We start from the raw sequence: 22085 nt of genomic DNA, 5'->3' as shown, positions 1-22085 counted from the left end.
CTTTTTCCTCGGTCTTTCGGTGGAGCTGGCAGCAGAAACCCCGCCAAGGCGGGGTTTCTGGTCTACGCCGGTGGACGGTAACCGAGTGCAGTTACCGCCTTGTGGCGCCTTACAGCAGCAGACCGCGAATCTCGGCCAGCAGGTCGCCCAGGCGCTTGGTGAAGCGCGCCGCGGCAGCCCCGTTGATCACGCGGTGATCGTAGGACAGCGACAGCGGCAGCATCAAGCGCGGCTGGAAGGCCTTGCCGTCCCAGACCGGCTGTATGCTGGCCTTGGACACGCCGAGGATCGCCACTTCCGGGGCATTGACGATCGGCGTGAAGCCGGTGCCGCCGATGTGACCCAGGCTGGAGATGGTGAAGCAGGCGCCCTGCATGTCGTCGCCGCTGAGCTTCTTGGTCCGCGCCTTTTCCGCCAGTTGGGCGGCTTCGGCGGCAAGTTGCAGGAGGCTCTTCTGGTCGACGTTGCGGATGACCGGGACCAGCAGGCCGTCCGGGGTGTCCACGGCGAAGCCGATGTGCACATACTTCTTGCGGATCACTGCCTTGCCGCTGGGGGCCAGGGAGGCGTTGAAGTCCGGCAGTTCCTTGAGCACATGGGCACAGGCCTTGAGCAGGAACGGCAGGATGGTCAGCTTGACGCCGGCCTTTTCCGCCACGGCTTTCTGGCCGACGCGGAAGGCTTCCAGATCGGTCACGTCGGACTGGTCGAACTGGGTGACGTGGGGCACGTTCAGCCAGCTGCGATGCAGGTTGTTGGCACCGACCTGCATGAGGCGCGTCATCGGCACCTCTTCGATCTCGCCGAACTTGCTGAAGTCCACGGTGGGGATCGGCGGGATGCCGGCACCACCGGTGGCGCCTGGGGCCGCGGCCGGTGCCGCCTTGCTCTTCTGCAACTGATCCTTGACGTAGGTCTGGACGTCTTCCTTGAGGATGCGGCCCTTGGGACCGGTCGGGGTGACCTCGCCCAGGTCGACACCGAACTCGCGGGCGACCATGCGCACCGCCGGACCGGCGTGGACCTTCTTGCCCTTGCCAGCGGCAGGCGCGCTGGCCGGAGCGGCGGCCTTGGCCGGAGCCGCGGCTTTCTGCGCAGGCGCCGGGGCGCTGGCAGCGTTGCCGGTAGCCGGCTTGGCCGCCTGCTTGGGCGCGGCACCGGCCACCTTCAGGGTCAGGATCAGGTCGCCAGTCTTGGCCTGGTCGTTGACCTTGATGGCGACGCTCTCCACCACGCCCGCCTTGGGCGCCGGGATTTCCATGCTGGCCTTGTCGGACTCCAGCACGATCAGCGACTGCTCGGCCTTGACCTGGTCACCGGCCTTGACCAGCACCTCGATGACGTTGGCACTGCCGGTGGAGCCAATGTCGGGGACCTTGATCTCCTCGACCGACTCACCGGCCGGCTCGGCGGCGGCTACCTCGTGCAGCTCGGGCTCGGCGGCTTCCTTGGCGGGCTTGTCGCCGGCCTTGGACTCGACGCTCTTGCTCGGCTTGGCATTCGCGGCGCCCTTGAGCACCAGGATCAGATCGCCGGTGCCCACTTCGTCGCCGACCTTGACGGAAACGCTTTCCACCACGCCCGCGGCGGGGGAGGGAATTTCCATGCTGGCCTTGTCGGATTCCAGGGTGATCAGCGTCTGCTCGGCGGCGATGGTGTCACCGGGCTTGACCGCCACCTCGATGATGCTGGCCTTGCCGCTGGAGCCGATGTCCGGAACGTGGATCTCCTGGGACTCGCCTTCACCGGCGGACGCCGAAGCGTCCTCGTCGCCGGCGGGCGTCGGGGTTTCGCTTTCCTCGACCTGGGTCTGCTTGGACTCGGCCTTGGGTTCGGCGGCGGGCTCGCTGCCGGCAGCAGCGTCGTCGCCTTCCAGGTCGATCAGCAGATCACCGGTCTTGAGGGTGTCGCCGACCTTGATGTGCAGGGCGGCGATCTTGCCGGCCTTGGGGGCCGGGATCTCCATGCTGGCCTTGTCGGACTCCAGCACCACCAGGCTCTGTTCGGCCTCGACGGTATCGCCGACCTTCACCAGCAGCTCGATGACTTCGCCGTCGCCACTGCCGATGTCGGGTACGCGGATGGTCTCGCTCACAATTGTTTCCTCTTATCCGTGTGCCGCATCAGCAATCCAGGGGATTGCGCTTCTCGATGTCGATGCCGAACTTGGTGATGGCGTCGGCCACGACCTTGCGTTCCAGCTTGCCTTGGTTGGCCAGCGCCTGCAGAGCGGCGACGGCGACCCAACGGCGGTCGACCTCGAAGTGATCACGCAGCTTCTTGCGGCTGTCGCTGCGACCGAAGCCGTCGGTACCCAGCACCTGGAATTCGGTGGGGACCCACTGGCGGATCTGGTCGGCGAACAGCTTCATGTAGTCGGTGGAGGCGATGACCGGACCCTGGCGCTCGCCCAGGCACTGCTCGACGTAGGTCAGGCGGCGCTCTTCCAGCGGGTGCAGGCGGTTCCAGCGATCCACGGCCAGGCCTTCGCGGCGCAGTTCGTTGAAGCTGGTGACGCTCCAGATGTCGGCGCCGACGCCCATCTCGCGCAGCAGGCTCGCGGCGGCGCGGACCTCGTTGAGGATGGTGCCCGAGCCCAGCAGCTGGACGCGGTGCTTAAAGTCGCCTTTTTCTTCTTCCAGCAGGTACATGCCCTTGATGATGCCTTCTTCGACACCCTCCGGCATGGCCGGCTGCTGGTAGTTCTCGTTCATCACGGTGATGTAGTAGAAGACGCTCTGCTGCAGTTCCATCATCTGATGGATGCCTTCGCGCATGATCACCGCCAGCTCGTAGGCATAGGTGGGATCGTAGCTGCGGCAGTTGGGGATGGTGCCGGCCAGGATGTGGCTGTGACCGTCCTCGTGCTGCAGGCCTTCACCGTTCAGGGTGGTACGGCCGGAGGTGCCGCCGAGCAGGAAGCCGCGGGTCTGGGCATCGCCCGCCGCCCAGGCCAGGTCGCCGATGCGCTGGAAGCCGAACATCGAATAGAAGATATAGACCGGCAGCATCGGCTGGTTGTAGTTGCTGTAGGCGGTACCGGCGGCGATGAAGGAGGACATGGCGCCCGCCTCGTTGAGGCCTTCCTGGAGGATCTGGCCGTCCTTCTCTTCGCGGTAGTACATCACCTGGTCGCGGTCGACCGGCTCATAGAGCTGGCCGTGGGGCGAGTAGATGCCCAGCTGGCGGAACATGCCTTCCATGCCGAAGGTACGGGCCTCGTCGGCGAGGATGGGCACGATGCGCTTGCCCAGGTCCTTGTCCTTGACCAGTTGCGACAGGATGCGGCCGAAGGCCATGGTGGTGGAGATCTCGCGATCGCCGGAGCCGTCCAGCACCGCCTTCAGGGTTTCCAGCGGCGGGGTGGGGATGCTGATGCTGCGGGCGCGACGCTGAGGCAGGTGACCGCCCAGGGCTTCGCGGCGACCCATCAGGTACTTCATCTCGGCGCTGTCATCGGCCGGACGATAGAAGGGCAACTCGCTGAGCTGGGAATCGTTCAGCGGGATGTCGAAGCGATCGCGGAATTTCTTCAGCGAGTCCACGTCGACCTTCTTGGTGTTGTGCGCGGTGTTCTTGGCTTCGCCCGCACCGGTGCCGTAGCCCTTGATGGTCTTGGCCAGGATGACGGTGGGCTGGCCCTTGTGGTTGACCGCCTGGTGGTAGGCCGCATAGACCTTGTAGGGGTCGTGACCGCCACGGTTGAGCTTCCAGATCTCGTCGTCGGACAGGTCCTCGACCATCTTCAGCAGCTCGGGGTTGGCGCCGAAGAAGTGCTTGCGCACATAGGCGCCGTCCTTGGCCTTGTAGTTCTGGTATTCACCGTCGACCACGGCGTCCATGCGCTGCTGCATGCGACCTTCGGTATCGCGGGCGAACAGCGGATCCCACATGCGGCCCCAGAGGACCTTGGTAACGTTCCAGTCGGCGCCGCGGAAGATGCCTTCCAGTTCCTGGACGATCTTGCCGTTGCCGCGGACCGGGCCGTCGAGGCGCTGCAGGTTGCAGTTGATGACGAAGATCAGGTTGTCGAGGTTCTCGCGGCCGGCCAGGGAGATGGCACCCAGGGTTTCCGGCTCGTCGCACTCGCCGTCGCCGATGAAGCACCAGACCTTCTGCTTGCCGGCGGGGATGTAGCCGCGGTTCTCCAGGTACTTCATGAAGCGGGCCTGGTAGATGGCGGTGATCGGACCCAGACCCATGGAAACGGTCGGGAACTGCCAGAAGTCGGGCATCAGATGCGGGTGCGGGTAGCTCGACAGGCCCTTACCGTCCACTTCCTGGCGGAAGTTGTTCATCTGGTCTTCGGAGAGGCGGCCTTCCAGGAAGGCACGGGCGTAGACGCCCGGGGAGGCATGGCCCTGGTAGTAGATCAGGTCGCCGCCGTGCTCTTCGTTGGGCGCCTTCCAGAAATAGTTGAAGCCGATGTCATAGAGGGTGGCGCTGGAGGCGAAGGTGGAGATGTGGCCACCCAGATCCGGATCCTTGAGGTTGGCGCGCATGACCATCGCCAGGGCGTTCCAGCGGACCAGCGAGCGGATACGCCGCTCCATGAACAGGTCGCCCGGCATGTGGGCTTCCTTGGTCACTGGAATGGTGTTGCGATAGGGCGTAGTGATGGAGTAGGGCAACTGGGTACCACTGCGGGTAGCCAGTTCGCCCATGCGGGTCATCAGATAATGAACGCGCTCCTCGCCTTCGTGGTCGAGGACGGACTCCAGGGCGTCCAGCCATTCCTGGGTTTCGACGGGATCGAGATCTTGCATGGCTTGCTCCAGGGCGGAAAGGCTTCCAGAATCGGTCGCCTCAGGGTCGCCGCCGGCCTCTTGGGGGCAGCGAAAATTCTTGGATTTATGACCGGACGGTTCCGATCGGCGTGTAGTTTTACTACAAATTCAATTCCGTTTCAGCTCCGAGCTGAAATGGATAAAAAACAATTCGACGTTTGTCGAACGCCCCGCTCCAGGGCTCGCGAACTCCGAACCGCGGACAGGAAAACGGTTCCCGCTCGGACCGGGTGGTCCGTCGGAATGTCCCTGAAATCGGCGGCGTGGCAGGGGTGGTGACGTTCGACGGTCTCTGCGCAGGACTGCCCATGATACCGCCTCTTCGCTCCGATCTGCCTCCTACTCTTGTCGCCTGTGCCGACCTCGCCGAACGCCGCCTGGTCGAGGCGCTGGCCGGGGCGCCGGAAGCGACTGCGCAGCGCGCTCGATGGTCCGCGGCGCAGCAGGCCGACTGGCGGCGGGTGGCGGCGCTCAGCGATTTCGTCGTCGAGCAATTCTGCCGCCTGCCCGAACCCTGCCTGGCGCTGGTCGACAGTGGCGCCCTGCACCAGGCGCTGGCGCCAGGGGAGATGGCGCAGCGGTTGCGCGAAGCCCTGGCGGATTGCCCGGACGAAGCCGAGCTGGGGCGGCGCCTGCGGCGCTTCCGCATGCTGCAGCAGGTGCGCATCGTCTGGCGCGACCTGACCCGCCAGGCCGACCTGCTGGAAACCTGCCGCGACCTCAGCGACCTCGCCGATGCCTGCATCGACCAGGCCTGCGCCTGGCTGTACGCCCAGCAGTGCGCCCAGTTCGGCGTGCCGACCGGCCGCCACAGCGGCCAGCCGCAGCAGCTGGTGGTGCTGGGCATGGGCAAGCTGGGTGCGGGCGAATTGAACCTGTCTTCCGACATCGACCTGATCTTCGCCTATGGCGAGGCGGGGGAAACGCGCGGTGCCCGGCGCGAGCAGGACAACCAGGAATTCTTCACCCGGCTCGGCCAGCGGCTGATCAAGGCGCTGGACGCCGTCACCGTGGACGGCTTCGTCTTCCGCGTCGACATGCGCCTGCGCCCCTATGGCAGCGCCGGCGCCCTGGTACTGAGCTTCGCCGCCATGGAGCTCTATTATCAGGATCAGGGCCGCGACTGGGAGCGCTACGCCATGATCAAGGCGCGGGTGGTCGGCGGTGACCAGGCCAGCGGCGCCGAGCTGCTGACCCTGCTGCGGCCCTTCGTCTATCGCCGCTACCTGGATTTCTCCGCCATCGAAGCCTTGCGCAGCATGAAGCAGCTGATCCGCCAGGAGGTGCGGCGGCGCGGCATGACCGACAACGTCAAGCTCGGCGCGGGGGGCATCCGCGAGGTGGAATTCATCGCCCAGGCCTACCAGCTGATCCATGGTGGTCGTGATCCGGCGTTGCAGCAGCGGCCGCTGCTCCAGGTCTTGCCCAGCCTGCGCGAGCGTGGCTACCTGCCGGCGTCGGCCGAGACCGAGTTGCGCGAGGGCTATAGCTTCCTGCGCTATGTCGAGCATGCCCTGCAGGCCATCGCCGACCAGCAGACCCAGACCCTGCCGGTGGCCCCCCAGAACCGGGCACGGGTGGCCTTCCTGATGGGCTACGCCGACTGGGACGCCTTCTATGCGGCCCTCGACGGCTGGCGTACACGTGTTGATTGGCACTTCCAGCAGACCATCGCCGATCCCGAGGAGGAGGCCCAGAGCGCAGAGCTGGAAGACAGCTGGTTGCCCTTGTGGGAAGACCTGCTCGACCCCGAAGAAAGCCTGGCGCGCTTGCGCGAGGCGGGTTTCCAGGCGCCGGAGCAGGCGCTGGAGTTGCTGGCGCAGTTGCGCGCCAGTGGCCAGGTGCGGGCCATGCAGCGCGCCGGCCGCGAACGGCTGGATGCCTTCATGCCGCGCCTGCTGGATGCGGTGAGCGTCGACGAGCAGCCCGACCGGGCGCTGGAGCGGGTATTGCCACTGGTGGAAGCGGTGGCGCGACGGTCCGCCTATCTGGTTCTGCTCAGTGAGAATCCGCCAGCCCTGGCGCGCTTGCTGGAACTTTGCGGTGCCAGCGCCTGGGTGGCCGAGCAGATCGCCCGCTATCCGGCGCTGCTCGATGAGTTGCTCAACGAAGGCCGGCTCTACAATCCGCCGCAGAAGCCGGAGCTGGCCGCCGAGTTGCGCGAGCGGCTGATGCGCCTGCCCGAAGAAGACCTGGGGCAACAGATGGACGTGCTGCGCCACTTCAAGCGCGCCCACAGCCTGAGGGTCGCGGCGGCGGAGATCGTCGGCAGCCTGCCCTTGATGAAGGTGAGCGACTACCTCACGTGGCTGGCCGAGGTGATCCTCGAAGAGGTATTCGGCCTGGCCTGGCGCCAGCTGGTGCAGCGCCACGGCACCCCGCAGCGCCGCGACGGCTCGCCCTGCCAGCCGGACTTCGTCATCGTCGGCTATGGCAAGGTCGGTGGCATCGAGCTCGGCCATGGTTCGGACCTCGACCTGGTGTTCATCCACGACGCCGATCCCCTGGCCGAGACCGATGGCGCCAAGCCGCTGGATGGCGCCCAGTTCTTCAACCGGCTCGGTCAGCGCCTCATCCATCTGCTCACCACCACCACCCCGGTGGGTACCCTCTATGAAGTGGACATGCGCCTGCGGCCGTCCGGCGCGGCGGGGCTGCTGGTCAGCTCGCTGGAGGCCTTCGAGCGCTACCAGGGCAGCGAGGCCTGGACCTGGGAACACCAGGCCCTGGTGCGGGCGCGAGTGGTGGCGGGTTGCCCGCGGCTGGGCGAGCGCTTCGACGCCGTGCGGGCGCGGATCCTGGGGCGGCAGCGGGAGCTGGCGACGCTGCGGGCCGACGTGGCCAGCATGCGCGACAAGATGCTCGATAACCTCGGCACCGCGGTCACCGCCGGCGGCCTGGGGCCGAACGCACGCCGGCCGGAGCTGCTGTTCGACCTCAAGCAGGACGCCGGCGGTATCGTCGATATCGAATTTATGGTCCAATACGCCGTTCTGGCCTGGTCGTGGCAGCACCCCGAATTGCTGCGTTTTCCCGACAATATCCGCATCCTGGAATCCCTCGAGGCGGTCGGTCTGTTACCGGCCACGGACGCCATCGCCCTGCGCGAGGCCTACAAGGCCTACCGCGCCGCGATGCACCGCCTGGTCTTGCAGAAACAGCCGGGCAAGGTGCCGGCCGATGGCTTTCTCGCCGAGCGCGACGAAGTGCGCCGCATCTGGCACGGCCTGGGGCTGGACGCAGCGTCCGGCAATCCGGCTACTCTTTAGAGCCTGTTCAAAGTCTAGCGAGCTAGAGACAGACAAGGCCTAGGTGGCCCCGCGAAAAGGGCTGAGGAAGTGGATCGGACCCGCGCTCGGGTTTACGAGTGGTAAATGAGCATTCCGACCGGGCTGGCGATCCAGGCCCTTTTCAACGCGGTTTGGCCGACGCGCAGCAGTCTTTGAACAGGCTCTTAGGCCGCTATTAGTAAGGAGAGGCAAGATGTCGATGTCCGCGCGGGACCTTTCGATCAGGCACGGCCTGATGTGGCTGGAGTCGGTCACCCGCTAGGTGCCGACCGCCTGCCAACATGAATATTCTGATCATCGGACCCAGTTGGGTCGGCGACATGGTGATGGCGCAGACCCTCTTCGTCTGCCTCAAGCGCCAGCACCCCGACTGCCAGATCGACGTCCTCGCCCCCGAGTGGAGTCGCCCGCTGCTCGAGCGCATGCCCGAGGTGCGCGAAGCCCTGAGCTTTCCCCTCGGTCATGGCGCCTTCGAGCTGGCCACGCGCCGGCGTATCGGCCAGCAGCTGCGCGGCCGCTACGACCAGGCGATCCTGCTGCCCAATTCGCTGAAATCGGCGCTGGTGCCCTATTTCGCCGGCATTCCCAAGCGTACCGGCTGGCGCGGCGAAATGAGATTCGGGCTACTCAACGATATCCGCACCCTGGACAAGGCGCGCTACCCGCTGATGATCGAGCGCTTCATGGCGCTGGCCTATGCCCCGGGTGCCGACCTGCCCAAACCCTACCCCGAGCCGCGCCTGGTCATCGACCCGGCCAGCCGTGATGCCGCTCTGGAGCGTTTCGGTCTGAGCCTGGACCGGCCGGTGCTGGCGCTCTGCCCGGGCGCCGAATTCGGCGAGGCCAAGCGCTGGCCAGCCGAGCACTATGCCGCCGTGGCCGATGCCCGGCTGCGCCAGGGCTGGCAGGTGTGGCTGTTCGGCTCGCAGAAGGATGCCCCGGGTGGCGAAGAGATCCGTGAGTGGGTCACGCCCGGCCTGGACGAAGACGTCTATAACCTGGCCGGGCGCACCTCCCTGGCCGAGGCCATCGATCTGCTGTCCTGCGCCAGCGCGGTGGTCAGCAACGACTCCGGCCTGATGCACGTGGCTGCCGCCCTGGATCGCCCGCTGGTAGCTGTCTATGGCTCCACCTCGCCGGGCTTCACGCCGCCGCTGGCCAGCCAGGTGGAAACGGTGCGCCTGGGCCTGGAGTGCAGTCCCTGTTTCGACCGTACCTGCCGCTTCGGTCACTACGACTGCCTGCGCCTCTTGCAGCCGAGCCTGGTGCAGGACGCCCTCGGTCGCCTGGTCGCCGATCCGGTCGAGGTGGGCTAGATGCGCGTGCTGCTGATCAAGACCTCGTCCCTGGGCGACGTCATCCATACCCTGCCGGCGCTGACCGATGCGGCCCGGGCCATCCCCGGCATCTGCTTCGACTGGGTGGTGGAGGAGGGCTTCGCCGAGATTCCCGCCTGGCATCCAGCGGTGGGCCAGGTGATCCCGGTGGCCCTGCGCCGCTGGCGCAAGCAGCCCTTTTCCGCCTGGGCCAGCGGCGAGTGGGCCGAATTCAAGAGCCGGGTGCGTGAGCGTCCCTACGACCGGGTGATCGATGCCCAGGGCCTGCTCAAGAGCGCCTGGCTGACCCGCTACGTGGATGCCCCGGTGGCCGGCCTCGACCGTCATTCGGCCCGCGAGCCGCTGGCCAGTCGCTTCTACGATGAACGCTACCACGTGGCCAAGGGGCAGCACGCCCTGGAGCGGGTGCGTCAGCTGTTCGCCCAGGCGCTGGACTATCCGCTGCCGAACTCGGTGGGCGACTACGGGCTGGACCGGCAGCGCCTGGCCGGACCCAACGAGACGCCCTACGTAGTCTTCCTGCACGGCACCACCTGGGTCAGCAAGCATTGGCCCGAAGCCCACTGGCGCGAATTGGCGGAGCGCATGAGCCAGCTGGACTGGCCGGTGCGGCTGCTGTGGGGCAACGAGGCCGAGCACGCCCGGGCCGAGCGCATCGCGGATGGGCTGGATGGCGTCCAGGTACTGCCGCGGCTGAATCTGGCCGGGGTCGCCAAGGTATTGGCCGGCGCCCGCGCCTGCGTGGCGGTGGACACTGGCCTCGGTCACCTGGCCGCCGCGCTGGATGTGCCCACCGTGTCCCTCTATGGCCCGACCAGTCCGAAGAAGGTCGGCGCCTATGGCCGCTCCCAGGTGCACCTGAGCGCCGTGGGCCTGGACGGCACCGACGAGCCGCGCGACCAGCCGGCCGCAAGCCTCGCCGCCCTGACCCCGGAGCGGGTCGAACTGGAACTGGAAACCCTGTTGTTGGAAGACCTCCCCGCATGACCCTGGCTTTCGTGCTCTACAAGTACTTTCCCTTTGGCGGCCTGCAGCGGGACTTCCTGCGCATCGCCCAGGAGTGCCAGCGCCGTGGCCACGCCATCCGCGTCTATACCCTGATCTGGGAAGGCCCGGTGCCGGAGGGCTTCGATGTGCGGGTGGCCAAGGTCAGCGCCCTGTTCAATCACCGGCGCAACGAGAAATTCCACGCCTGGCTGCAGGCCGACCTGGCCCGCGATCCGGTGGATAGGGTCATCGGCTTCAACAAGATGCCGGGCCTGGATGTCTACTACGCCGCCGATCCCTGTTTCGAGGACAAGGCCCAGACCCTGCGCAATCCGCTGTATCGCCAGTGGGGGCGCTATCGCCATTTCGCCGAATACGAGCGGGCGGTGTTCGCCCCCGAGTCGCGCACCGAGATCCTGATGATCTCCGAGGTGCAGCAGCCGCTGTTCGTCAAGCACTACGGGACGCCCGCGCCGCGTTTCCATCTGCTGCCACCGGGCATCGCCGCCGACCGTCGCGCCCCGGCCAATGCCGCCGAGATCCGCGCCGACTTCCGCCGCGAATTCGGTCTGGAAGAGGGCGAGTTGCTGCTGGTACAGATCGGCTCCGGGTTCAAGACCAAGGGGCTGGATCGCAGCCTGCGGGCGCTGGCATCCCTGCCCAAGGAAGTGCGCCGGCGCACCCGGCTGTTCGCCATCGGCCAGGACGATCCCAAGCCCTTCATCCTCCAGGCCAAGGCGCTGGGCGTGAGTGATCGGGTGCAGATCCTCAAGGGACGCAGCGACATCCCGCGCTTCCTGCTCGGCGCCGACCTGCTGATCCACCCGGCCTACAACGAGAACACCGGTACCGTGCTCCTGGAGGCGCTGGTCGCCGGGCTACCGGTGCTGGTCACCGACGTCTGCGGCTATGCCCACTACATCGACGAGGCCCGCGCTGGCGAAGTGGTGCCCTCGCCCTTCGCCCAGGAGACCCTGGATCTGATGCTCGCCGAGCTGTTGGCCGATCCCGAGCGCCGGGCGGTGCAGGGGCGCAATGGCCTGGCCTTCGCCGATAGCGCCGACCTCTATTCGCTGCCCGAGCGCGCCGCCGACGTCATCCTGGGGGTGGCATGACCCTGGAATTGCGCGAACCCTTCGCCAGTCTCTGGGCTGGCCAGGACCCCTTCGTCGCCGTGGAGGCCCTGCAGGGCCAGGTGTTCCGCGAGCTGGACGGCCGCCGCACCCTGCGCACCGAGGTGGCCGGACGGGGGTATTTCGTCAAGATCCACCGCGGCATCGGCTGGGGCGAGATCGCCAAGAACCTGCTACAGGCCAAGCAGCCGGTGCTGGGCGCCCGCCAGGAATGGCAGGCCATCGCACGCCTGCATCAGGTGGGCGTGCCGACCATGACCGCCGTGGCCTTCGGCGAGCGCGGCGCCAATCCGGCGACCCAGCATTCCTTCATCATTACCGAGGAGCTGGCGCCCACCGTCAGCCTCGAGGATTTCAGTCTCGACTGGAGTCGTCAGCCGCCGGAGCCGGCGCTCAAGCGCGCCTTGATCGCCGAGGTGGCGCGCATGACCGGTGCCATGCACCGCGCCGGCGTCAACCATCGCGACTGCTATATCTGCCATTTCCTGCTCGACACCGCCCAGCCGGTGACGGTGGCCAACCTGCGGCTCTGGCTGATCGACCTGCACCGCGCCCAGTGCCGCACCCAGGTGCCCCGCCGCTGGCGCGACAAGGACCTGGCCGGACTGTATTTCTCCGCCGTGGGCATCGGCCTGACGCGGCGTGACTTTCTGCGTTTCCTGCGCGGCTACTTCCAGCGGCCGCTGCGCGAGATCCTGCGCGACGAGGCGCCGCTGCTGGCGCGCCTGGAACGCAAGGCCGCCGCGCTGCTGGAGCGCAAGGAGCGCTACGGAGACCGTCTCTGATGGCTGACTGGCGCCTCGACTCCAGCGTTGCCCATATCCGCGAGTTCGCCACCCTCGAAGGGGTGTTCGCCCTCGCGGGCGAGCGCCTGACCAGCGATCCGCTGTCGGAAGTGATCCGCGTCGAGCGCGACGGCATCCGCTACTACGTCAAGCGCTACCACGGCGCCGGCAAGGGGCTGCGGCGCTACGTGGGGCGGCCGCGGGTCAAGGCCGAATGGCAGAATCTCAAGCGCTTCGCCAAGTGGGGCATCGCCACCGCACCGGTGGTGGCCTGGGGCCTGGAGCGCTCGCCCAGGGGATTCAGCCGGGGCGCCATGATCACCCGGGAGATTCCCGATACCCTGGATCTCGCCGAACTGGCCCGCCGCGGCGATCCTCGGCTGCGCGACCGGCGTTGGGTGGACAATATCAGCCGCCAGCTGGCCGCGGCGACCCGCACCCTGCACGACCACCATTTCGTCCACAACGATCTCAAGTGGCGCAACCTGCTGGTGGATGGCCAGGGCGTGCTCTACTTCATCGATTGTCCGGGCGGCGCCTTCTGGGTCGGCCACTGGCTGCGCTGGCGCATCGTCAAGGACCTGGCCTGCCTGGACAAGGTGGCCAAGTACCAGCTCTCGCGCACCCAGCGGCTCAGATTCTATCTGCAATACCGCGGTCGTCCGCGGCTCAGCGACAACGACAAGGGGCGCATCCGCGAGGTGCTGGACTATTTCAAGGGGCGGGAATGAACGAGGGATGGGCGGCCGAGGACAAGGCCGTGCTGGCCGACGCGGGCCTGGACAGCTTCGCGGCGCTATGGGCGCTGGAGCTGCCGGCGGTGGACGAACCCAACCGGGGGCGCGGCGGCTTCAGCCAGGTGTTTCGCCTGGACGTGGCCGGCCACGGCTACTACCTCAAGCGGCAGCGTGATTACCTGACCCGGACCCTGGCCCGCCCGCTGGGCGAGCCCACCTTCGCTCGCGAGAGTCGCAACATCCGCCGCTACGCCGAACGCGGCATCCCGGCGCTGGAGCTGGCCTACTATGGCGAGCGGCGGGATGCCGAGGGCTGGCGCGCCATCCTGGTGACCCGCGCGCTGGACGACTGGCGCGATCTCGACAGCTGGCTGAAGGTCTGGCCGCACCTGTCGCCCGACGAGCGCACCGCGGTGCTGGTCGCCGTCGGTGAACTGGCCCGGCGGCTGCACGCCGCCGGCCAGGTCCACGGTTGCTTCTACCCCAAGCACCTGTTCCTGCAGCGCCAGGGCGAAGGCCTGGCCGCCCGCCTGATCGACCTGGAAAAGACCCGGCCTTTGCTGTTCGGCCGGCGCGACCGGCTGCGTGATCTCGAACCCCTGGTGCGGCGTGCGCCGCAGTGGCGCGAGCCGGACATCGCCCGCCTGCTGGCCAGCTATCTGGACCAGCCGCTGGATAGCGCCGCCGTGCGTGATTGGAGCGGTCAGCTGGCCGGACGCCGCCGCCACAAGGAGCGCAAGGCATGACCCTGGAGCAACTGGCCAAGGCCGGCCGCGCCCCGACGCTGCCCCTGCGGATCGAGCTACCCGGCGGCGAGCTGGAACTGCGCTCGTTGCTGCGGGTGCTGCCGGGTCAGCGCTATGTCGGCGAAGCGCTCTGGCAGGGCCGCCGGGTTTTGGCCAAGTTGCTGGTGGGCGACCGCGCCGCCCGGCAATTCGCCCGCGAGCGCGAGGGCTGTCGTCTGCTGGCGACAGCCGCGGCGCCCACGCCCGCGTTGCTGGAGAGTGGCGAGGCGAGCGGGCAGGGCGCTTGGTTGCTGTTCGACTTCATCGAGGCCGCGCCCAGCGTCGACCAGCTCTGGCAGCAGATCGCCGGCGAGCCGCCGCTGTCGCGAGCGCAGGACGATTTGCTCGGCGCGGCGCTGGCTACCCTGGCCCGGCTCCACGCCCAGGGCCTCTGGCAGGCCGATCTGCATCTGGACAACTTGCTGGTCAAAGACGGCGCCGCCCTGGTCATAGACGCGGCCGACATCCAGGCCGAGACGGTCGGCCAGCCGCTGTCCCAGGCGCGGGTGCAGGAAAACCTGGCGGTGTTCTTCGCCCAGTTGCCGGCCACCCTGGATGCGCACCTTGAAGAGCTGCTGATCCACTATTTGCTGGTCAACGCCGAGCACGCCCTGCGCCTCGAGGCGCTGCTGGCCCGTACCGCCGAGATCCGCCGCTGGCGCCTGGCCGACTACCTGAAGAAGAGCGGCCGGGAGTGCACCCTGTTCGCCGTCACCCGCAGCGCCTTCGGCCTGATCGCCGTCCGCCGCCGCTGGCTGGCCACCCTGGAAGGCCTGATGGCCGAACCCGATGCGGCCCTGGTCGGGCTGCCGACCTTCAAGGACGGCGGCGCCGCCACCGTGGCGCGGCTGCAGTGGCAAGGCCAGGACCTGGTGCTCAAGAGGTACAATATCAAGGGCTTCGGCCACTGGCTGACGCGCTTCTGGCGGCCCAGCCGGGCCTGGCACAGCTGGCGCGAAGGGCACCGGTTACTGTTCCTCGGCATTCCCACCCCCGAACCCCTGGCCGTGCGCGAGCGGCGTTTCCTCGGCCTGCGCGGCCGCGCCTATCTGGTGACGCCTTATCTCTCGGGGCCCAATCTGCTGGAGCGCTTCGCGCCCTATGTCGATTCCGCCCCGCCCCCGGCGGAGCTGGACGCCCTGCTGGCCCTGGTCGATGCCCTGCGCCGCGAGCGCCTCGGGCATGGTGACTTCAAGGGGACCAACCTGATCTGGCATGCCGGCCGCTGGCAGGTGATCGACCTCGATGCGCTCCAGGCCCACAGCAGCGACCAGGCCTATGCCCGCGCCTATGCCCGCGACCGCGCCCGGCTGTTGCGTAACTGGCCGGCTGAGAGTGCCTTGTATCGGCTGCTCGATAGCCGTCTACCACCGGCCTGAGCGCCTGTCCAAAGGCTGCTGTGCGTCGACTAGGCAGTGTTGAAATGGCCGGCATCGCCAGCCCAGTCCGCATACTCTTTTACTACGGGCAAACCCGAGCGCGGGTCCGATCCGCTTCCCCAGCTATTTTCGCGGGGCCGCCCAAGCCTTGCTTACCTCTAGCTCGCGCCTTTGAGCAGGCTCTGAGCGCCCGTCGTTCGATAACCGACCCGTTTCGCGCGGAAATGAACCAACTAGTTAATTAGCTGGCTACCTTTGTGGCAGAATGTCGCAGCCTGAGGTTCCCCGCCAGGGCGCTGGTCTGCGCGATACGCCCGGCACCCATAATGAGATCCACGAACGGACCCGCCAATGGCGGGCGTCTGGCATGCATGAATTTTTTAAGGAGACAACGATGAGTGGCAACGGGGGCGCGACGAGCGCCTGCAAATTCCTGGTATCTGCCCTGGGCGTGCTGATCGCCCTGCTGGGGCTGGCCCTGGGCGGCGGCGGGATCTATCTCGCCACCCTCGGCGGCAGCCTCTATTTCGTTCTGGGTGGCCTGCTGCTGACCCTGGCCGGCGCCCTGATCGCCATCCGGCGGCCGCTGGGCGCCTGGCTGTACGGGCTATTCCTGCTGGCGACCCTGGTCTGGGCACTGGCCGATGTCGGGCTGGTGTTCTGGCCGCTGGTCTCCCGGCTGATGATGTTCGCGGTGATCGGCGCGGTGGTGGCCCTGGCCTACCCGGCGCTGGTACGCGCCCGGGGTGGCGTCGCCGGCAAGGGTGGCTACCTGCTGGGTGGTCTGCTGGCCCTGGCCTGTGCCGCGACTTTCGCCTGGATGTTCAAGCCGCAGGCGCTGGTGGCCGCCGCAACGGCACCCGCCGTCACCCCGGTGACGCCCGCCACCGCGCAGCAGGACTGGCGCCATTGGGGCAATACCACCGCCGGGACCCGTTTCGCCGCCCTGGACCAGATCACCAAGGCCAACGTCGGCCAGCTGCAGGTGGCCTGGACCTTCCAGACCGGTGACATCCCCCAGAGCAACGGCTTCGGCGCCGAGGACCAGGTGACGCCGCTGCAGGTCGGCAACAGCGTCTATCTCTGTACCGCGCACAACCAGGTGTTCGCCCTGGACGCCGATACCGGGGCCAAGCGCTGGTCCTTCGACCCCAAGGCCACCGCGCCCAACTGGCAGCGCTGCCGCGGCGTCGGCTATTACGAGGACGCACCGGCCGCCCAGGCCAGCGCCACCGCAACTCCCGCCCAGCCGGCGGCTGTCTGCCAGAGACGCATTCTCACCACCACCATCGACGCCCGGCTGTTCGCCCTGGACGCCGACACCGGCAAGCCCTGCGCTGATTTCGGCGACAATGGCGTGGTCGACCTCAAGGCCGGCCTGGGAGAGGTCAAGCCGGGCTTCTATACCCTGACCGCCGCACCCCTGGTGGCGGGTGACCTGATCGTGGTCGGCGGTCGGGTGGCCGACAACATCGAGGTCAACGAGCCGAGCGGGGTCATCCGCGCCTTCGATGTCCATACCGGCAAGAAGGTCTGGGCCTGGGATCTGGCCAAGGAACAGCCGGATACCCCGCTGGACCCCAACATCGACTATACCCGCGCTACGCCCAACGTCTGGACCTCCATGGCCTATGACGCCAAACTCGGCCTGATCTACCTGCCGACCGGCAATACCACCCCTGATGCCTGGGGTGGCGAACGTACGCCCCAGGACGACAAGTACAGCTCGGCGGTCGTCGCCCTGGACGTCAAGACCGGCCAGGAGCGCTGGGTCTACCAGACCGTCCACCACGACCTCTGGGACTACGACCTGCCGTCGCAGCCGACCCTGGTGGACGTGCCGGACGGGCAGGGCGGTACCCTGCCGGGCCTGATCCAGACCACCAAGGCCGGCCAGGTCTTCCTGCTCAACCGGGAGACCGGCAAGCCCATCGCCGAAGTGCGTGATCAGCCGGTCAAGGCACCGCCGCAAGAGGTGACCGGCGAACGGCATTCGCCGACCCAGCCGCTGTCGGTGGGCATGCCCGCCATCGGCACCGAGACCCTCACCGAGTCGGCCATGTGGGGCGCCACCCCCTATGACCAGCTGCTCTGCCGCATCCAGTTCAAGCAGCTGCGTTATGACGGCATGTTCACCGCGCCGTCCACCGACGTCTCCCTGCAATGGCCCGGTTCCCTGGGCGGCATGAACTGGGGCAGCAACTCCATCGATCCCACCACTGGCTACCTGTTCGTCAACGACATGCGCCTGGGGCTGTGGACGCGGCTGATCCCGCGCGCCCAGATGGAAAACGACAAGGCCGGTGGCGTCGAGATGGGCGCAGCCTCCCAGACCGGTACCCCCTACGGCTCGCTGCGCAACCGCTTCCTCTCGCCGCTGGGCATTCCCTGCCAGGCGCCGCCCTACGGCACCATGACCGCCATCGACCTCAAGACCCGCAAGGTCGCCTGGCAGGTGCCGGTAGGTACCGTGCAGGATACCGGCCCGCTGGGCATCAAGCTGCACCTGCCGATTCCCATCGGCATGCCCACTCTGGGTGGCTCCCTGGCGACCCAGGCCGGCCTGCTGTTCTTCGCCGGTACCCAGGACTACTACCTGCGCGCCTACGACAGCGGCACCGGGCGCGAGATCTGGCGCGCGCGCCTGCCGGTGGGCAGCCAGGGCACGCCCATCACCTATGTTTCGCCCAAGACCGGCAAGCAGTACGTGGTCATCAGCGCCGGTGGCGCCCGCCAGTCGCCGGATCGCGGCGACTACGTGATCGCCTACGCCCTGCCTGACAAGCGCTGATCCCGGCGTCTTGACCTCCCGAAGCCCGCCGGAGCGATCCGGCGGGCTTCGTCGTTTTCGGCCCGGGCCGGGCACCGCCTGGCCACAATGTGCCGTGGCGCGATTACCCCCGGTGGCAGCGAACGGCTATAATTCGCCGTTTTTGAGGCGAGGCGGGCCTGCAGCGGCCTCGCGAAACCCCGGCGAACCCCTGGTTACGCCCTGTACAGAGGCTTTACCTGTGTCCCTGACCGTCCTTGGCCTGTCCGGCGCCCTCAGCCACGATCCCTCCGCCGCGCTCTACATCGACGGCAAGCTGATCGCCGCGGTGGAAGAAGAACGCTTCGTGCGCGACAAGCATGCCAAGAACCGCATGCCCTACGAGTCGGCCAAGTTCTGCCTGGAGCAAGCCGGGATCACCCCCGCCGACGTCGACGTGGTGGCCATTCCCTATGCGCCCATCAGTCTGTTCGGCGAGGCCCGCTGGCACTACGCCAAGCGCTACGCCTACGCCCCTGATCGCGCGCTGGATGCCATTCTGTTCGGCAATCGCCGCTACCACCGCTACCAGAAGCGTATCGAGTGGTGCCTGGTGCAGCTCGGCTTCGACCTGAAGAAGGTCAAGCTGGAAGCCGTCGAGCACCACCTGGCCCACGCCTCCAGCGCCTATCACTGCTCGGGTTTCAGCGAAAAGACCGCCATCCTCGGCATCGACGGCAAGGGCGAGTACGCCACCACCTTCTTCGGCTATGGCGAGAACGGCAAGATTCACAAGATCAAGGAGTTCTACGATCCGGACTCCCTGGGCGGTCTCTATGGCGCCCTCACCGAATTCCTCGGCTTCGAGATGCTCGACGGCGAATTCAAGGTCATGGGCATGGCGCCGTATGGCGATGCCAGCAAGTACGATTTCTCGCGCCTGGCGAAATTCGAGAACGGCGAGCTGATCATCAATACCGACTACGCCAACGTCATCGGCTTCCGCCGCTACAAGGAGAAGGGCAAGGGCTACTACTTCTCGCCCAAGTTGATCGAGTGGCTGGGACCCAAGCGTGAAGGCGATATCGCCGACGATCCCTACATCCACTACGCCGCCAGTATGCAGGCCCTGTTCGAGAAGCTGGCGCTGGAGATGATGGACTACTACCTGGGCGACATCATCAAGCAGACCGGCAAGCTCGCCTTCGCCGGTGGTTGCGCGCTCAACGTCAAGCTCAACCAGAAGATCATCGCCCGTCCCGAGGTCAAGGAGCTGTTCGTCCAGCCCGCCTCGGGCGACGCCGGTACCGCCGTGGGTGCGGCGGCCTACGTCTCCCATGCCCGCGGCGTGCCGGTGGAGAAGATGGAGCACGTCTACCTCGGCCCAGGCTACAGCAACGAGGACGTCATCGCCGCCTGCGCCCGGCATCCCAATGCGCCTAAGTGGCAGCAAATCGACAACATGCCCCAGCGCATCGCCGAGATCATGGTGGCCGGCAATCCGGTGGCCTGGTTCCAGGGCCGCCTGGAATTCGGTCCGCGCGCCCTCGGCGGTCGCTCCATCATCGGCTGCCCCAGCGTGCCGGGCGTCGCCGACCGCATCAATGCCCAGATCAAGTTCCGCGAGCGCTGGCGGCCGTTCTGCCCGTCCATGCTCGACACCGTGGCGCCGCAGATGCTCAAGGTCGACCATCCCTCGCCCTTCATGACCTTTACCTTCGAGGTCAACGAAGAGTGGAAGAGCCGGGTACCCGAGGTGGTCCACGAAGACGGCACCTCCCGCGCCCAGGTACTGGAGCGCCGGCACAATCCGCGCTGGTACGACCTCATGCTCGAGCTGGAAAAGCTCACCGGCAACGGCGTCTCCCTCAACACCTCGCTCAACCGCCGCGGTGAACCCATGGTCTGCTCGCCCACCGACGCCCTGAACATGTTCTTCGGCTCTGACCTGCAGTACCTGATCATGGAAGACATCCTGGTGGTCAAGGAGGGCGCCGGCCTATGACGCGTTCCGCCGAACCGCGGGTGCTGCAGTTCTGTCACGGCTATGACGGTCCCTTCCTCGACTGCGCCCGCCAGACCGCCAGTCTCTTCGCGGACAGCGGCTATCGCGTCACCACGGTGTTCCTCACCGGCACCGCCGATGCGGAGGTGGCCGCCGGGTGCGGCAGCGACGAGGTGCTGTTCCTGGAGTACTCCTCCAGGGACGTGCGCGGCCTCAAGCTCGGCGCCATCCAGGCGCTGCGCGAGATCGTCCGCTCGCGCGGCATCCGCTTCGTCATCGCCCATCGCTTCAAGCCGATCTGGATCGCCTGCCTGGCCACCAACCTGCCGGTGATCGGCGTCCACCATGCCTTCGGCGACTACGATCGCCTCGGTCGGCGGCTGTTCGCCAAGCTGATGAGCAAGCGCCTGACCCTGCTGGCGGTTTCCGACGCGGTGCGCGACGAGATCCGCCAGCGCCTCAAGGACTGGCCGGCCGAGCGCATCGAGACCCTCTACAACCGTCTGGACGTCGAGGCGGTGGAGCGCGAATTGCTGCCGGCCGACCAGGCTCGCGCCGAGCTCAAGCTGCCCCAGGACGCCTGGATCGTCGGTAATGTTGGCCGCCTGCATCCGGACAAGGACCAGGCCACTCTGCTGCGCGGCTTCGCCGCCGCCCTGCCGAACCTGCCGAACGACGCCCTGCTGGCCATCCTTGGCAAGGGCCGCCTGGAAGACGACCTCAAGGACCTGGCCCGCGAGCTGAACATCGCCGACCGGGTGCTCTTCCTCGGCCAGGTGGAGGGCGCCCGGCGCTACTTCAAGGCCTTCGACGTCTTCGCCCTGAGTTCCGACCACGAGCCCTTCGGCATGGTCCTGCTGGAAGCCATGGCCGCCGGTGTGCCGCTGATCGCCACCGCCTGTGGCGGCGCCCGGGAGATCGTCGAGGGCGTCGGCTTCCTCTTCCCCCTGGGCGATGCCGAAGCCCTCGGCCAGGGCCTGCAGCACCTCGGCCGCCTGGCACCCAGCCAGAGACGCGCCTGCGTCCAGCACATGCGCGAACGCCTGGCCGAGCGCTTTTCCGACGCGGCCGTGCGCCGCGAGTTCTGGCGCCTGCCGATGGTCGCCGCCTTCAAGGCCCCGGCGCCGTGAAAGTCCTGTTCCTGGTCCAGAAGGAACAACGCATCCTGCTGGACCACTTCTATGCCAGCATCGCCGCCCATTGCGACTGCGACCTGCGCTGGCTGAGCGACGAGGAACAAGCCGATCTGCGCGGCTATTTTCGCCGCGCCGTGCCCCAGCCCGAACAATACGACCGCATCCTGCTGTTTCTGCGCTTCAAGAAGCAGCTCAAGCAGGTCGCCTTCATCCGCAGCCTGCCCAATCTGGTCGAGCTGGAACACGACGCCTACCAGAACTTCATCCCCTGCAAGTACACCGGCAAGTTCAGCCGCTACTATCAGGCCATCCCCCATGTACGTGTTCTGGTCTCGGGAGCGGGCGTGGCGCGGCGGCTGCAGGAGGAGGAGGTGGATGCCGTCTTCGTGCCCAAGGGCTACGACGACAGCCGCCTGCACGACCTGGGCCTGCAACGCGACATCGAACTGGGCTTCGTCGGCAGCCTGGGCAGCGTAGCCTACAGCGGGCGTCGGCAACTGCTGGAAGACCTTGCCAAGATCGAGCCCCTGCTGATCACCAAGACCCGCTCGGGCGACGAATACCTGCAGACCCTCAACCGCATCCGCTTCTTCGTCGGTGCCGACGTCGGCATGGGCGAATACATGATCAAGAACTTCGAAGCCATGGCTTGTGGCTGCGTGCTCTTCACCTACGACCAAGGCGAGGAAGAGAACCGGGCGCTGGGCTTCGAGGACGGCGTCAACGTGGTGCTCTATCGTTCGCTGGCGGAGTTGCGGGAGAAACTCGCGAGACTCAGGACGGACCCTGCGCACGCCGCGGCGATCGCCAGGGCCGGAGAGGCCCTGGCGCGTCACTCTTTCGCCTTCGGCCACTTGGGCGAACGCGTGGTTTCGGCTATAACCCCTGCGCTGCGGCCGGCGGTCGCACCAGGGTTCCTACACCGCCTGCTGGCCAGGTTGGGACGCTGATGCGGCGCGCAAGGCCAAGCTTTCG

General features: G+C 67.2%; 14 protein-coding genes. 12 read left to right on the top strand and 2 right to left on the bottom strand.

The genetic code is table 11. From position 1 onward, the window contains the following. Window positions 1-109: 109 nt before the first annotated feature. Together aceF and aceE are read right to left on the bottom strand one after the other, a co-directional pair. Window positions 110-2095 carry a dihydrolipoyllysine-residue acetyltransferase gene (aceF, locus tag ACYJP6_RS15355; RefSeq protein WP_459475891.1) on the bottom strand — a complete coding sequence of 662 codons (1986 nt, stop codon included), beginning with the start codon at window positions 2093-2095 and terminating at the stop codon, window positions 110-112. 28 nt (window positions 2096-2123) lie between these two features. After that, window positions 2124-4766 carry a pyruvate dehydrogenase (acetyl-transferring), homodimeric type gene (aceE, locus tag ACYJP6_RS15350; RefSeq protein ID WP_459475890.1) on the bottom strand — a complete coding sequence of 881 codons (2643 nt, stop codon included), beginning with the start codon at window positions 4764-4766 and terminating at the stop codon, window positions 2124-2126. A gap of 329 nt (window positions 4767-5095) precedes the next feature. Here aceE and glnE point away from each other — a divergent pair, with 329 nt between their 5' ends. From glnE to ACYJP6_RS15290, 12 genes are all read left to right on the top strand, one after another. Beyond that, entirely contained in the window at window positions 5096-8056 is a 2961-nt protein-coding gene (gene glnE, locus ACYJP6_RS15345; RefSeq protein WP_459475889.1) for a bifunctional [glutamate--ammonia ligase]-adenylyl-L-tyrosine phosphorylase/[glutamate--ammonia-ligase] adenylyltransferase, read from the top strand. 302 nt (window positions 8057-8358) lie between these two features. Further along, window positions 8359-9393, top strand: a complete 1035-nt coding sequence (waaF, locus tag ACYJP6_RS15340; RefSeq protein WP_459475888.1) for a lipopolysaccharide heptosyltransferase II — start codon at window positions 8359-8361, stop codon at window positions 9391-9393. Continuing rightward, window positions 9394-10401: a lipopolysaccharide heptosyltransferase I gene (gene waaC, locus ACYJP6_RS15335; protein ID WP_459475887.1), complete on the top strand. Its 1008-nt coding sequence runs from the start codon at window positions 9394-9396 to the stop codon at window positions 10399-10401. Continuing rightward, entirely contained in the window at window positions 10398-11516 is a 1119-nt protein-coding gene (locus tag ACYJP6_RS15330; RefSeq protein ID WP_459475885.1) for a glycosyltransferase family 4 protein, read from the top strand. The genes waaC and ACYJP6_RS15330 overlap by 4 nt, the downstream gene beginning before the upstream one ends. Next, window positions 11513-12319, top strand: coding sequence for a lipopolysaccharide core heptose(I) kinase RfaP (gene rfaP, locus ACYJP6_RS15325; protein ID WP_459475884.1), 807 nt, complete (start codon window positions 11513-11515; stop codon window positions 12317-12319). Before ACYJP6_RS15330 ends, rfaP begins: the two co-directional genes overlap by 4 nt. Then, window positions 12319-13050 (top strand): lipopolysaccharide kinase InaA family protein, encoded by a 732-nt coding sequence (locus ACYJP6_RS15320; RefSeq protein WP_459475882.1) that lies wholly within the window; start codon window positions 12319-12321, stop codon window positions 13048-13050. Before rfaP ends, ACYJP6_RS15320 begins: the two co-directional genes overlap by 1 nt. Then, entirely contained in the window at window positions 13047-13802 is a 756-nt protein-coding gene (locus ACYJP6_RS15315; protein ID WP_459475881.1) for a lipopolysaccharide kinase InaA family protein, read from the top strand. Before ACYJP6_RS15320 ends, ACYJP6_RS15315 begins: the two co-directional genes overlap by 4 nt. Beyond that, on the top strand, window positions 13799-15220 hold the full coding sequence (locus ACYJP6_RS15310) for a lipopolysaccharide kinase InaA family protein (protein ID WP_459475880.1): 1422 nt from the start codon (window positions 13799-13801) through the stop codon (window positions 15218-15220). Before ACYJP6_RS15315 ends, ACYJP6_RS15310 begins: the two co-directional genes overlap by 4 nt. A gap of 394 nt (window positions 15221-15614) precedes the next feature. Beyond that, window positions 15615-18011 (top strand): membrane-bound PQQ-dependent dehydrogenase, glucose/quinate/shikimate family, encoded by a 2397-nt coding sequence (locus ACYJP6_RS15305; RefSeq protein ID WP_459475879.1) that lies wholly within the window; start codon window positions 15615-15617, stop codon window positions 18009-18011. 220 nt (window positions 18012-18231) lie between these two features. After that, window positions 18232-19974 (top strand): carbamoyltransferase family protein, encoded by a 1743-nt coding sequence (locus ACYJP6_RS15300; RefSeq protein ID WP_459475878.1) that lies wholly within the window; start codon window positions 18232-18234, stop codon window positions 19972-19974. Further along, window positions 19971-21104 carry a glycosyltransferase gene (locus ACYJP6_RS15295; protein WP_459475877.1) on the top strand — a complete coding sequence of 378 codons (1134 nt, stop codon included), beginning with the start codon at window positions 19971-19973 and terminating at the stop codon, window positions 21102-21104. The genes ACYJP6_RS15300 and ACYJP6_RS15295 overlap by 4 nt, the downstream gene beginning before the upstream one ends. Further along, window positions 21101-22060: a glycosyltransferase family protein gene (locus ACYJP6_RS15290; protein WP_459475876.1), complete on the top strand. Its 960-nt coding sequence runs from the start codon at window positions 21101-21103 to the stop codon at window positions 22058-22060. The genes ACYJP6_RS15295 and ACYJP6_RS15290 overlap by 4 nt, the downstream gene beginning before the upstream one ends. Window positions 22061-22085: the final 25 nt, after the last annotated feature.

It is taken from the genome of Pseudomonas sp. No.117, from assembly GCF_054558395.1.
This window is presented reverse-complemented; position numbering and strand designations above follow the sequence as displayed.